Origin of the sequence: Rhodopseudomonas palustris HaA2, assembly GCF_000013365.1 — a bacterium.
GTDB lineage: Bacteria > Pseudomonadota > Alphaproteobacteria > Rhizobiales > Xanthobacteraceae > Rhodopseudomonas > Rhodopseudomonas palustris_J.
Genome location: NC_007778.1, coordinates 4,656,473 through 4,668,511, shown reverse-complemented (window position 1 = coordinate 4,668,511; position 12,039 = coordinate 4,656,473). Strand labels below are relative to the sequence as shown.

At 66.0% G+C, this 12,039-nt stretch carries 14 protein-coding genes; 1 reads left to right on the top strand and 13 read right to left on the bottom strand.

Going from position 1 to position 12,039, the window contains the following annotated elements:
* Position 1: 1 nt before the first annotated feature.
* The 10 genes from RPB_RS20645 to phnG form a co-directional block, all read right to left on the bottom strand.
* Positions 2 to 1,123: an acyl-CoA dehydrogenase family protein gene (locus RPB_RS20645; RefSeq protein ID WP_011442975.1), complete on the bottom strand. Its 1,122-nt coding sequence runs from the start codon at positions 1,121 to 1,123 to the stop codon at positions 2 to 4.
* Between the two features lie 197 nt (positions 1,124 to 1,320).
* Positions 1,321 to 1,932, bottom strand: coding sequence for a pyridoxamine 5'-phosphate oxidase family protein (locus RPB_RS20640; RefSeq protein ID WP_049824761.1), 612 nt, complete (start codon positions 1,930 to 1,932; stop codon positions 1,321 to 1,323).
* A gap of 2 nt (positions 1,933 to 1,934) precedes the next feature.
* Positions 1,935 to 2,540, bottom strand: a complete 606-nt coding sequence (gene phnN / locus RPB_RS20635) for a phosphonate metabolism protein/1,5-bisphosphokinase (PRPP-forming) PhnN (RefSeq protein ID WP_011442973.1) — start codon at positions 2,538 to 2,540, stop codon at positions 1,935 to 1,937.
* Positions 2,537 to 3,691 carry an alpha-D-ribose 1-methylphosphonate 5-triphosphate diphosphatase gene (locus RPB_RS20630; protein ID WP_011442972.1) on the bottom strand — a complete coding sequence of 385 codons (1,155 nt, stop codon included), beginning with the start codon at positions 3,689 to 3,691 and terminating at the stop codon, positions 2,537 to 2,539. Before RPB_RS20630 ends, phnN begins: the two co-directional genes overlap by 4 nt.
* Positions 3,692 to 3,707: 16 nt before the next feature.
* Positions 3,708 to 4,406 (bottom strand): phosphonate C-P lyase system protein PhnL, encoded by a 699-nt coding sequence (gene phnL, locus RPB_RS20625; RefSeq protein ID WP_041798918.1) that lies wholly within the window; start codon positions 4,404 to 4,406, stop codon positions 3,708 to 3,710.
* Between the two features lie 8 nt (positions 4,407 to 4,414).
* Positions 4,415 to 5,215 (bottom strand): phosphonate C-P lyase system protein PhnK, encoded by an 801-nt coding sequence (phnK, locus tag RPB_RS20620; protein WP_011442970.1) that lies wholly within the window; start codon positions 5,213 to 5,215, stop codon positions 4,415 to 4,417.
* Entirely contained in the window at positions 5,208 to 6,089 is an 882-nt protein-coding gene (locus RPB_RS20615) for an alpha-D-ribose 1-methylphosphonate 5-phosphate C-P-lyase PhnJ (RefSeq protein WP_011442969.1), read from the bottom strand. The genes phnK and RPB_RS20615 overlap by 8 nt, the downstream gene beginning before the upstream one ends.
* Entirely contained in the window at positions 6,086 to 7,192 is a 1,107-nt protein-coding gene (locus tag RPB_RS20610) for a carbon-phosphorus lyase complex subunit PhnI (RefSeq protein ID WP_011442968.1), read from the bottom strand. Before RPB_RS20610 ends, RPB_RS20615 begins: the two co-directional genes overlap by 4 nt.
* On the bottom strand, positions 7,192 to 7,800 hold the full coding sequence (gene phnH, locus RPB_RS20605; protein WP_041798384.1) for a phosphonate C-P lyase system protein PhnH: 609 nt from the start codon (positions 7,798 to 7,800) through the stop codon (positions 7,192 to 7,194). The genes RPB_RS20610 and phnH overlap by 1 nt, the downstream gene beginning before the upstream one ends.
* Positions 7,801 to 7,802: 2 nt before the next feature.
* Positions 7,803 to 8,261 (bottom strand): phosphonate C-P lyase system protein PhnG, encoded by a 459-nt coding sequence (gene phnG, locus RPB_RS20600; protein WP_157038871.1) that lies wholly within the window; start codon positions 8,259 to 8,261, stop codon positions 7,803 to 7,805.
* Between the two features lie 125 nt (positions 8,262 to 8,386).
* Here phnG and phnF point away from each other — a divergent pair, with 125 nt between their 5' ends.
* A complete protein-coding gene (gene phnF / locus RPB_RS20595; RefSeq protein ID WP_011442965.1) occupies positions 8,387 to 9,115 on the top strand; it encodes a phosphonate metabolism transcriptional regulator PhnF in 729 nt (242 codons plus the stop codon).
* Positions 9,116 to 9,288: 173 nt separating this feature from the next.
* Here the strand turns inward: phnF and phnE (RPB_RS20590) are convergent, their stop codons facing one another.
* From phnE (RPB_RS20590) to phnD, 3 genes are all read right to left on the bottom strand, one after another.
* A complete protein-coding gene (phnE, locus tag RPB_RS20590; protein WP_011442964.1) occupies positions 9,289 to 10,155 on the bottom strand; it encodes a phosphonate ABC transporter, permease protein PhnE in 867 nt (288 codons plus the stop codon).
* Positions 10,152 to 11,033 carry a phosphonate ABC transporter, permease protein PhnE gene (gene phnE, locus RPB_RS20585; RefSeq protein WP_011442963.1) on the bottom strand — a complete coding sequence of 294 codons (882 nt, stop codon included), beginning with the start codon at positions 11,031 to 11,033 and terminating at the stop codon, positions 10,152 to 10,154. Before phnE (RPB_RS20585) ends, phnE (RPB_RS20590) begins: the two co-directional genes overlap by 4 nt.
* 62 nt (positions 11,034 to 11,095) lie before the next feature.
* A complete protein-coding gene (phnD, locus tag RPB_RS20580; protein WP_011442962.1) occupies positions 11,096 to 12,004 on the bottom strand; it encodes a phosphonate ABC transporter substrate-binding protein in 909 nt (302 codons plus the stop codon).
* Between the last annotated feature and the right edge of the window lie 35 nt (positions 12,005 to 12,039).

Sequence of the window (12,039 nt, the reverse complement as noted above, 5' to 3'; positions counted from 1 at the left end):
ATCAGAAATCCCCGACGGATACGGAAGATCTGAGCCAGCTCCGCGCGGCGTCGCTCATCGCAAGATCCGGCACCGGCTGCCGCAGATAGGTTGCCAGATCACGACAGATCCGCTCGATCGGACTCGGACGAATGAACGAGGGAAGGCCGACGCCACGCTGCACGGCTTCCATGATGTCGAGCGCCGAGCGCTCGGTGACCATACGGGTCATGTTGGTAAAACCAACGACGGCGGACGCGTCCTTGTCGTCGCTGCCGAACCGTCGCGCGGCCTCTTCGACCCAGAAGCGTGCGGTTCGGGCGGCAGCCACGCAATGCGCGACGCGTTGAAGCTGATAAGGGTCTTCACCGCGCCCACGCGAGATCAGGTGATCGCGAAACAGGTCGACCAGCCGTTCCATCGCACCGAGATGCGCAGCGCAAAATCGCCACGCGCCGCCGGAGAAGTATGGCTGACGCATGAAGTCGCCGGCCACGCCGACGATCTCGTCCCCGCCGACAGCAATGCCCGATAGTTCGACAGCGCCTGTTGCGGTGGATCGCATCCCCTGCGCCGTCCAGCCGCTGAGATCGACAGGATAGTCCAGCGCCAGCCGCAGCAGGCACATCAACTGATCGTCGCCGGCCTTGGCCGTCACGATCGGGCGGGTCACGAAGCCGGCCCCGGATGCGAGAATCTTGCGGCCGCGCAGCTCGGCCGCGTTGCCGGCTCCGACGATCGTCAGGCCGGCGGCATCGTCAGCGCCCCACACACCCGCGGTTGCGCCATCCGCGACATCGATCGCGAGGGAGGCGATCTGCGCCTCGGTCCCGTAGCGGCAGACCAGCGAGATCGCGTTGACGTGCCCTTCGAACAACCGGGCGATCGACAAGTCGCCGGCGCCCACCATGCGTAACACCGTGCAGAGCACGCCCTGCCGCTCGTTCTCACAAAGCCCGGAGCCGCCGAGCCGTTCGGGAAAGGCGGCCATTGCCAACCCCGACCGGTGAAACTCCGACCAGAGCGTGGAGTCGATCGTGGCCGTGGCATCGGCTTTGTCGGCCCTGTCGAACGCTGTCGTGGCGAACAGCCGGGACCGGTCGATCAGAGCTTTGGTGTGGGTTGGCGACAGAATCGGGATCACTCACGACAAGGGCTGCTGGGTTTGATTCAGCGAGTGAAGTCCCGGCTGGCGGTTCGGTTCCCGCGCAGACGCGCGACCGGCATCGTCCGGTCGCGCCGATCCCTTGACGACGCCGGATGCATCCGAATGAACCGAGGCGGAAGCTGCGATTCATCTCGCGGTCGAGAATGCCGGCCCATTTCGGGCAGGCCGATCGCTCACCACATCGTCTGGCTGGCGCGCTCGGGCCAGGCGCGATCGTAGCCGTCACCGCCGACGCGGTTGTCGGTCATCGATGCGAGAATCTGGCCCGGCGTCGGCAGCGTGGCCGGATCGACCCGTGTGGCGGGATTCCACAAATCGGAGCGCAGAATCGCGCGCCCGCACTGGAAATAGATCTCCGCGATCGTCATCACCAGGACGGTGCGCGGCAGCTTGCCCTGCACGCGAAATCGCTCCAGCAGATCGGCGTCGGCCGAGACGATCGCCCGCCCGTTGATCCGCAGCGTCGTGAGCGAACCTGGTATCAGCAGCATCAGCGCCACGCGCGAATCGCGAACGACGTTGCGCAGCGAGTCGATGCGGTTGTTGCCGTGCCGGTCCGGAAGCATCAGCGTCTTGTCGTCGTGGATATGGATGAAGCCGGGCAGGTCTCCGCGCGGCGAACAATCGAGTCCTTCGGGGCCACAGGTCGCGAGCGCCGCGAACGGTGAGTGCGCGATCAGCGTGCGATACGCCGGCGTGATGCGGTCCGAGACCTTTTCGGTCGAAGCGTCGCCCGCGACGCCGTAAAGTTGCTCGAGATCGTTGATCGACGTGATGGCCGGGATCGTCACTGCACCACTCTCCTTCTGGCGGAATCTCCGTCGCAGATGATCTCGACGAGTTCGCGAGCATGGTCGTCACGGCTCGCGACGTTCAGGATGGTGAAGTCGGCGTCAGCGCTACTGCCGACCGTTCGGCCGATTCGATCCGCGCTGATGCCGTCGCTGCGTCTCGCCCGCGCCGCGATGCGGTTCGCGAGAATGTCCTCCGGGGCGGTGACGAGCACGACGGTCACGTTCTCATAGGTCTGCCGCGCCAGCGCGATGACCGTGCGCGAGACGTTCGCGACCACGGTGTGGCCGGCGCGAAGCTCGTTGTCGATCGAGCGCAGCACGCCGTAGCTGTGGCCGTGCGCCTGCCAATGCAGCGCGAATTCACCGCCGGCGATCATGGCCCGAAACGCCTCGGGCGTGCTCTGCAGATTGTCTTCGGCAGGCGAAGGCTCGCGCGTGATCACGCGCCGTGCGAACACGATGTCGCGCTTGCCGAGGCAGGTCGCCTTGGCGATGCCGAGCAGCGTGTCCTTGCCGGCGCCGCTCGGGCCGACCAACAGCACCAGCCGTCCGGGTCCGATCCGGCCGTTGTGTGCGGTGATCGGCGCGAAGTCGGTCATGCCACGCGATGCCCTGCGCGCCAGACGCTGCGCACCGCCGGAACGTGGTGGGCGACGTGCACGCGGATCAGGTCGGCGCGCTTGCCGACCGCGATCTCGCCGCGATCGGGCAGCCCGACTGCTTCCGCCGGCGCCTTGGTGACGGTCCGCACGGCGGCCGCGAGATCGATCGCCGGCGCCCGCAGCGGCAATTGCAGTGCGGCCATCAGCAGGCTCGACGGGATGTAGTCCGACGACAGGATGTCCAACAGCCCCTCGCGCGCCAGATCGATGGCGGCGATGTTACCGGAATGCGAACCGCCGCGCACCACGTTCGGCGCACCCATCAGGATGTCGATGCCGGCCTCGTGCAGGCCGCGCGCGGCCTCCAGCGTGGTCGGGAATTCCGCCACCGCGACCCGGTCACGGATCGCGTCGGTGACGTTCTCCTCGGTGGTGTCGTCGTGGCTTGCCAAAGGGATCTCGTGTTGTTGCGCCAACGCGACGATCGCGCGCATGTTGGCTTCGGCGTAGGTTTCCTTGCAGTACAGCCGCCGCGCGAACATCACGTCGAGCTCGGCGTCGGTCATGCCTGCGCCCTTTCCGCGGTAGTAATCACGCAGCTTCTCCTCGTCGCGAAACTGCCGTTGGCCGGGGGTGTGATCCATCAGCGACATCAGCCGGACGTCGGGCCGGCCGATCAGCTCTTTGGCTTCCGCCACCACATTCGGCATCGGGATTTCGCAGCGCAGATGCAGGAAATGCTCGGCGCGCAGCAGATTGGCGTCACGCGCCGTGCTGATCGCTTCCGCCAGCACGCCGGCCTGTCCGTCGACATCTTCGGCGCCTTCCTCGCGCCAGACCCGCAACGAATCCAGCACCGTGGTGATGCCGCAGGTCGCGAGCTGTCCGTCATACGACACCACGGCGGCGACCGGATTCCACTGCACCTTCGGACGCGGCATGTAGTGCGCCTCGAGGTGATCGGTGTGCAGCTCGATCAGCCCGGGCATCACCAGATCGCCGCCCATGTCGAGACTGCCGGCCGGGACGCCGCTCTCGCCGATCTCGGCGATGCGGCCGTTCTCGATCGCCAGCCAGCCGTGCTCGATCACCCGGTCGGCGAGCACGATGCGGGCGTTGCGCAGAACGAATTCGGAGTTGGTCGTCATCGGTTTTCGTCTCTCTTCAGGCGGCAGCGGCGAAGCTCGCGACGTCGATCAGCCGATCGGCGATCCGGGCGCGGACTTCGTCGTCGTGGACAATGGCGATCAAGGCGACGCCGTCGCGTTTCTTCTCGGCGATCAGGCGCATCACCACCTCGCGATTGGCGGCGTCGAGCGACGCGGTCGGCTCGTCGAGCAGCAGGATCGGCACATGCGCGATGAAGCCGCGAGCGATGTTGACGCGCTGCTGTTCGCCGCCGGAGAACGTCGCCGGCGGCAGCGACCACAGCCGCTCGGCGATGTTGAGCCGCTTCAACAATTCGCCGGCGCGCCCGCGTGCCTCGTCCTTGCCGACGCTGCCTGCGACCAGCGGCTCGGCGACCACGTCGATTGCTGCAACACGCGGCACCGCCCGTAAAAACTGGCTGACATAGCCGATCGTGTCGCGGCGCAACTCCAGCACCTGCCGCGGCTCGGCGGTAGCGAGGTCGATCGTCGCGCCGCGATGCAGGATGGCGATGCGACCGGCGTCGCAGCGATAATTGCCGAAGATCATCTTCAGGATCGACGATTTGCCGGCGCCGGACGGCCCGGCCAGGACGACGCATTCGCCGGCGTCGACGTGGAACGAGACGCCGCGCACCACGGGCAGCCGCACGCCGCCCTGCAGGTGCATGACGAAGGTCTTCTCGGCGTTGGTGAGTTGGATCATCGCGGACATCGGCGGGCTCATGGCGGCAGGATCGAGGCGACGAGAAGCTGGGTGTAGGGCTCGTGCGGGTCGTCGAGCACCTGGTCGGTGAGGCCGGTTTCGATCACGCGGCCACCCTGCATCACCATCACCCGATGTGACAACAGGCGCGCGACCGCGAGATCATGCGTGACGACGATGGCCGCAAGCCCGAGGTCGGTGACGAGGCCGCGCAACAGATCGAGCAGCCGCGCCTGCACCGAGACGTCGAGGCCGCCGGTCGGCTCGTCCATGAACATCAGCCGCGGCTCGGTCACCAGATTGCGCGCGATCTGCAGCCGCTGCCGCATCCCGCCCGAGTAAGTCCGCGGCGCGTCGTCGATGCGGTCCAGGCCGATCTCGACGCGCGACAGCCAGGACGATGCGGTGTCGCGGATCCGGCCGTAGTGATTCCAGCCGACCGCCATCAGCCGCTCGCCGACATTGGCGCCGGCCGACACCGCCATGCGAAGGCCCTGCGCCGGATCCTGGTGCACATAGCCCCAATCGGTGCGGAACAGGAACCGCCGCTCCGCTTCGCCGAGCGCCGCGAGATCACGCAGCACGCCGTCGCGCATCCGGTACGAGACCCGGCCGGCGCTCGGCGGCAGTTGCGCCGACAGCATCTGCAGCAGCGTCGACTTTCCGGAGCCGCTCTCGCCGACGATCGCCAGCACTTCGCCCGGATACAGCGTGAACGAGACATCGCGGCACGCCTGCAGTCGGCCGTAGGATTTGGCCAGGCCTTCGGCGATCAGCAGCGGTTCATTGAACCGAGAGGATGAGGTGCGATCAGGCATCTGCGCGCTCCTGATGCGGCGCGCTTTCGCTGCCGCGATGGCCTTGCACCTGACGTGTTTCGCAATAATCGGTGTCGGAGCAGACGAACATCCGTCCGCCGCGATCGTCGGTGACGATCTCGTCTAGATACGACTCCTCCGATCCGCACAGCGCGCAGGGCGCGTCCTGGCGATAGCGCGTGAACGGATGGTCCTGGAAGTCCAGCGACACCACGTGCGTATAGGGCGGGATCGCATAGATCCGCTTTTCGCGGCCGGCGCCGAACAATTGCAGCGCCGGGCAATCGTCCATCTTCGGATTGTCGAATTTCGGCGTCGGCGACGGGTCCATCACGTAGCGCGAATTGACCTTCACCGGATAGGCGTAGGACGTCGCGATGTGGCCGAATTTGGCGATGTCCTCGTACAGCTTGACGTGCATCAGCCCGTATTCGGCGAGCGCGTGCATCCGCCGCGTCTCGGTCTCGCGCGGCTCGAGAAAGCGCAGCGGCTCCGGGATCGGCACCTGATACACCAGCACCTGGCCCTCGTGCAGCGGCGCTTCCGGAATCCGGTGCCGTGTCTGGATCACGCTGGCATCCGTCGTGCTGGTGGTGGTCGCAACGCCGGCGGTCTTGGCGAAGAATTTCCGGATCGAGATCGCATTGGTGGTGTCGTCGCTGCCCTGATCGATCACCTTCAGCACGTCGTCCGGGCCGAGGATCGCTGCGGTGACCTGCACGCCGCCAGTGCCCCAGCCATACGGCATCGGCATCTCGCGGCTGGCGAACGGCACCTGATAGCCGGGGATCGCGATCGCCTTCAGGATCGCGCGGCGGATCATCCGCTTGGTCTGCTCGTCGAGATAGGCGAAGTTGTATTGTGGCGCGTTCATTCCGCGGCCTCCCGCAACGCATCCGCTTGCTCGGCGGCATCGGCAAAATCCTGCCGCAGCCGGCGGATCAGTCCGAGCTCGGACTGGAAGTCGACATAATGCGGCAGCTTCAGATGTTCGACGAAGCCGGTCGCCTGCACATTGTCGGAATGCGACAGCACGAATTCCTCGTCCTGCGCCGGCGCCAGCGCCTCCTCGCCGAGTTCCTTGGCGCGGAGCGCACGATCGACCAGCGCCATCGCCATGGTCTTGCGCTCGCTCTGCCCGAAGGCGAGGCCGTAGCCGCGGGTGAAGCAGGGCGGCTCTGTGGCCGAACCCTTGAACTGATTGACCATCTGGCATTCTGTCAGCGCGATGCTGCCGAGCGGCACCGCGAAGCCGACGTCCTCGGCGACGAACTCCAGTTCGACTTCGCCGAAGCGGATTTCGCCGGCGAACGGATGCGAGCGGCCATAGCCACGCTGCGTCGAGTAGCCGAGCGCGAGCAGGAAGCCCTCGTCGCCGCGCGCCAGATTTTGCAGCCGCAGATCGCGATCCGCCGGAAAGTTCAGCGGCTCGCGGGTGAGGTCGCCGACCGGCGCATCGGGGGCCGGCGCGGGCGACGGCTCGATCAGTCCGTCGCGGCCGAGGATATCGGTGACGCGCGGCATCGCTTCGTTCGACACCTCCGCATTGACCGGCTGATCCGGCTCGCCGCCTGCGGCGAGTTGCGGATCGAGCAGCCGATGGGTGTAGTCGAAGGTCGGTCCGAGAATCTGCCCGCCGGGAATATCCTTGAAGGTCGAGGACACCCGCCGCCGCACCGCCATCGCGCCGGTGTCGAGCGGTTCGGTGGCGCCGAACCGGGGCAGCGTGGCGCGGAATGCGCGCAGCAGGAAGATCGCCTCGATCAGATCGCCGCGGGCCTGCTTGATGGCGAGTGCCGCCAACTCGCGGTCATACAGCGAGCCCTCGACCATCACCCGGTCGACGCCGAGCGCGAGCTGTTCGGAAATCTGCGCCAGTGTCAGTTCAGGCACGGCGCGGTCGCCGCGGCGCTCGTGCGCCAGCAGCCGGTGGGCGTTGTCGATGGCGCGCTCGCCACCCTTGACGGCGACATACATCAGTTGCCTCCCTTGGCGACGAGCCGCGTGGTGCGCGGGATCGCGATCATCGCAGGGCCCGAGACCAGGATCAGATCGATGCCGCGCGGAAACAGGACGTGGTCGGCTTCGTGCTGTGACACGAGGCTGTCCGGCAGCGGCGCGCGCAGGGCCGCCGCCCCGCGGATGCCGGGTCCGCTCAGCTCGAACCCGGGGCCTTCGTCCAGACTCTCGAGCTGCAGGATCAGCGTGGTGGAGCGATCCGGATAGTCGTCGCTGCCGAGCGCGAAGCATTCGAGTGTCGGCATCCGATGAGGCTCGGCGATCAGTGCGAATGCAGCGGCTTCGGGCGCTTCGACGACCGGCGCGGAGGTGTGAAATCTCAGCCATTGCGTCACGACAGATGTTTTCGTCGCTGCGTCGAGCCACAGCGGCGTATCGTGATCGAACAGCGTCAGCGCGATCGCCGCGGTCGCCGGCATCAGCGGCGCCGGAACATGGTGCAGCTCGGCATCGAGCCGCTGCAGCGCGCCCGGCCGCGCCATCGCCTGCATCACCGCGCGGAACGTCGCCTGCGCCGAGGTGACCTTGTCGGCGAAGCCGGCGGACAATTCGACCGTCCCGATCATCGTCAACCCTCGCCTCGCACCAGAGTATAAAAGTCGACCTTGGTCGCAGCGGTGTGTTCGGCCTTGCGCTGCTGCGCCGTGGCCTGCTCGGCTCGCAGCGGCGCCAGCACCCTGGCTTCGATCGCCTCGGCGTAATCGTGGCGCTGGATCAGCGCGTCGCACAGCGCGATCAGCCGCGCCTTGTCGCGGTCTCGCCCGAGCGTATAGCCGAAGCCGCATTCGCCGCTGTCGAGCCGCACCGCCGCCCGCGTCACCGTGGCCTCGCCGAGATTGAACGCCGCGCCGTCGCCGCCGATCCTGCCGCGCACCATCACCAGGCCGTTCTCCGGCTCGCGCAGCGTCTCGTTCGCAGGCAGTTCCAACCCCGACAGCCGCGCCGCAATCTGCTCCGCCCCGGCATGAACCAGCACGGCCATCGCCGCCTGCCGGGTCTGGGGACCGGATTCGAAGGATGTCGTCATCTTGACTCTAGCCCGCATCAAGTTGTCTGTGATAATAGACAACTTGATAAAGCCGCGCCATGACTTTTTGATGACGGCGCGACGAAATCGCGCGGCCGCGACGACGATCGAACGGATGTGGATGGATGACGACTCTAGAACCGGATTCGGGCGTCGCGCTGTGGCGCAAGGTGGCCGATTCGATCGAGCGCGGGATCGCTGACGGCCACTACGCGGCAGGCGAGAAGCTGCCCGGCGAGGTCGAGATCGCGCAGGCGCATCGCGTCAATCGCCACACCGTCCGTCGCGCGCTGGCGGCGCTCGCCGAACGCGGGCTGGTCCGCGCCGAACGCGGCAGCGGCACCTATGTCGAGACCTCGCGGATCGCCTATCCGCTGCGCTCGCGGACGCGGTTCTCCGAAATCGTCGGCGCCGGCGGCCACGAGCCGCGCGGTCGATTGCTGGCGGCGAGCCGTGAAGCGGCGACCAAGGATCTGGCGCGGCAGCTCGACCTTGCGGCGGGCGCGCCGCTCATCCGCATCGAGGGGCTGCGGCTCGCCGACCGCGCGCCGATCTGCGTCGGAACCACCTGGTGCTCGGCCGAGCGCTTCCCGGAGGCCGAAACCTTGTATCGCCGCTTCGGCTCGATGACCAAGGTGCTGGCGCAGTACGGTGTCTGCGACTATCGCCGCGCCTCGACCCGAATCACCGCGGCGATTGCCGACGCCGGCGATGCGGCGCGGCTGGATCTCGGCATCGGCCGCCCGGTGCTGATCGTCGAGGCGCTGGACGTCGACGGCGAGGGGCACCCGCTGCTGGCGATCCGCTCCCGCTTCGCCGCGGAACGGGTCCAGTTCGTGGTCGAGACGGAGTAGCTCCGTTCCGTCGCTTCGCACCGCCCACAATCGTCATCGCCCGCGAAAGCGGGCGACCCAGTATTCCAGAGAGTCGGCGCATCATTTGCGATGCCGCGGAATACTGAATCCTCCGCATTCGCGGAGGATGACGTCCGAAATGGCGGAAGAAAAAGGAGGAATGGCAATTGCCGTCACACGACCGCGCGGCGGCCGATGATCGCGAAGCGCAGCTTGCCGGACAGCCAGTCGATCGCCGCCACCGCGATCATGATCAGCATGATCAGGAACGACACTTTCTGCCACTCCAGGACGCGGATCTGCTCGGCGAGCTGCAAGCCGATGCCGCCGGCGCCGACGATGCCGATGATGGTGGCCGAGCGCGTGTTGGATTCGAAATAGTACAGCACCTGGCTGGCGAGGATCGGGATCACCTGCGGCAGCAGGCCAAAGCGGATGCTGTGGACGTGCGATCCACCGGTCGCCTTGACGCCTTCGATCGATCGCTTGTCGGCGGTTTCGAAAGCTTCGGAAAACAATTTGCCGAAGGTGCCGAAATCGCTGCACATCACCGCGAGAATGCCGGCGAACGGGCCGAGTCCGACGACGCCGACCCAGATCAGTGCCCAGATCAGCGTGTCGACGCCGCGCACCGTGTCGAGCCCGCGTCGGGTGACGAGTTGCAGCACGCGGCTGCCGACGACGTTGCGCGCGGCCAGAAACGAAACGGGAAATGCCAGCACCGCGCCGCCGAGCGTGCCGAGGAAGGCGATCGCGATGGTTTCGCCCATCGCGTTCAGATAGATCTTCGCCTGCGCCCAGGAGCCGGGATCGGGCGGCAGCATCATCCCGGTGAATTCGACCAGCCGGATCGAGCCGCTGATCAGACGGTCGAACGGAATCTCGAGCCTGATCAGCCCGAACACGAACAGCGCCGCCATTACGGCGAGACCGCCGATCACTCGGCCGCGCCGCCACCAGTCGATCCCGAACTGATCCGGAAAGCGACGGACGATTTCGGCCTGATCGTCGAAATTCAGCGCCCTGCGCGTGTCGGTCATCGGCTTTCCCGCCCGATCAGACGATGACGGACCGCCTCTGTGCCGTAATCGATCGTTATCACTGCGATGATGATCAGCATCAAGATGGCGCTGACGTCGGTGTAGTAGAATTTGCGGACCGCCTCGATCAGGTCCTGCCCGATGCCGCCGGCGCCGACGAAACCCATTACGGCAGCGCCGCGGACGTTGATCTCGAAGCGCAGCAAGGCGTAACTGACGAAATTCGACAGCACCTGCGGCACCACCGCAAAGCGCACCATCTCCACCCAGTTGCCGCCCGAGGCGACGACGCCGTCGATCGGTTCGTCGTCGATATTTTCGACGACTTCGGCGAACAATTTGCCGAGCGCCCCTGTGGTGTGGATCGCGATCGCCAGCACGCCCGGCAGCGGCCCGAGTCCGAAGGCCAGCACGAACACCAGCGCAAAGACGAGCTCCGGAACGGTGCGGCAGATCTCCAGAAATCGGCGGGTCACGAACACCATGGTGCGCGAGCGGACTAGATTGGCGGAGGCCAGGAAGCACAGCACGAAACCGGCGATGGCGCCGATCAAAGTGCCGACATAGGCGATCAGCAGAGTGTCGAGCAGCAGCCCGGTCCAGCGCTTCAACCCCCACAGCCATTCGGCGAGGTCGGCCCACAGCGTGCCGAGCGACAGCGTCGGCATGATCGAAATGAAGTAGGATGGGAAGCGCCAGAAATTGTCCGCGAACTTCGCCGGGTCGACTTCGCCCATCCACGCCGCCGCGACGATCGCAGCGACCAGGATGGCCGCGCCAATCGCGGTGCGGCGGCGTTTGGCCGACACCGCGTCCTCATAGTGATCCATGAGGTGACGCAACTGAGCGTCGGGCAGTTCCGAAACAACCGCTGGCATCCACTATCCTGGCAAAAAGAGGGCGGCCTTGAAGGCCGCCCGTTTCAGTCGATCGTGTCGGCTCAGGATTTGCTCTTGCGCAGGGTGTCGACGAATTTCGTCAGATCGATGACCGGCTGATAGGCCTTGTGATCGACCGCGTCATAAGGCTTGCCCTTGCCTTCGTAGATCTTGTTGAAGGTTTCCGGATCGTCGGTCGCCAGATCGAGAACCGCCTTGCGGATCGCCGCCTTCAGGTCCGCCGGCAGGTCGGTGAGATAGGCCATCGGCGAATTCACGATCTGGTCGGACTTCAGGATGATGCGGAAGTCGGCCGCCTTGGCCATGCCCTTGCGGTCCATCCGCAGCAGGTTGGATTCGGCTTCGGTGTTCCACCAGTTGAATGCGGCGTCGCAGGTGCCCTGCGCGACGCCGATCACGGCATTCTCGTGGCTGCCGGCGTAAATCACTTTGCCGAAGAACTTGTCCGGATCGATCGACAGCTTGTTCATCTCGAAGCGGGGGACGTTGTTGCCCGAGGTCGAATTCGGATCGACCAGGCAAAGGTTCTTGCCCTTCAGGTCCTGAATGTTCTTGTAGGGCGACTCCGTCTTCACGTAGAGGACCGAGTAGTACCCTTTGCTGCCGTCATTGTTCACTTCGATGGCGAAAGGTTCGACCTTGGCGCCGATCAGATAGGCGCGGGCATAGGATGCCGGACCGTACATCGCGATCTGGATGTTCCCGGAGCGCTGGCCTTCGATCACGGCGGCATAGTCGTTGGCGATCCGCAGCGTCACCTTGGTGCCGAGCTTCTTCGACAGATACTCCGTCAGCGGCGTCCAGCGGGTGGTGGTGCCAGAGGCGTTCTCGTCCGGCACCTTGCCGAACACCAGTTCCGGATATTTCGACTTCCAATCCTGGGCCGGAGCGGCCGAGGCGGTCAACGCCAGCGCGAGGGCGCCTGCGAGAACGGTGCTGAACTTGATCATGGTGTGACGGGCCTTTTCGGGTGGACATGAACGGC

Coding starts and splice junctions, on each gene's coding strand:
- RPB_RS20610 (WP_011442968.1), bottom strand. CDS start 7,192: ATGTATGTCGCCGTCAAGGGTGGCGAGCGCGCCATCGACAACGCCCAC.
- phnN (WP_011442973.1), bottom strand. CDS start 2,540: ATGACCGACTTCGCGCCGATCACCGCACACAACGGCCGGATCGGACCC.
- RPB_RS20630 (WP_011442972.1), bottom strand. CDS start 3,691: ATGACGACCAACTCCGAATTCGTTCTGCGCAACGCCCGCATCGTGCTC.
- phnL (WP_041798918.1), bottom strand. CDS start 4,406: ATGTCCGCGATGATCCAACTCACCAACGCCGAGAAGACCTTCGTCATG.
- phnH (WP_041798384.1), bottom strand. CDS start 7,800: ATGATCGGGACGGTCGAATTGTCCGCCGGCTTCGCCGACAAGGTCACC.
- phnF (WP_011442965.1), top strand. CDS start 8,387: ATGACGACTCTAGAACCGGATTCGGGCGTCGCGCTGTGGCGCAAGGTG.
- phnE (WP_011442963.1), bottom strand. CDS start 11,033: ATGCCAGCGGTTGTTTCGGAACTGCCCGACGCTCAGTTGCGTCACCTC.
- RPB_RS20615 (WP_011442969.1), bottom strand. CDS start 6,089: ATGAACGCGCCACAATACAACTTCGCCTATCTCGACGAGCAGACCAAG.
- phnG (WP_157038871.1), bottom strand. CDS start 8,261: ATGACGACATCCTTCGAATCCGGTCCCCAGACCCGGCAGGCGGCGATG.
- phnE (WP_011442964.1), bottom strand. CDS start 10,155: ATGACCGACACGCGCAGGGCGCTGAATTTCGACGATCAGGCCGAAATC.
- phnD (WP_011442962.1), bottom strand. CDS start 12,004: ATGATCAAGTTCAGCACCGTTCTCGCAGGCGCCCTCGCGCTGGCGTTG.
- phnK (WP_011442970.1), bottom strand. CDS start 5,215: ATGCCTGATCGCACCTCATCCTCTCGGTTCAATGAACCGCTGCTGATC.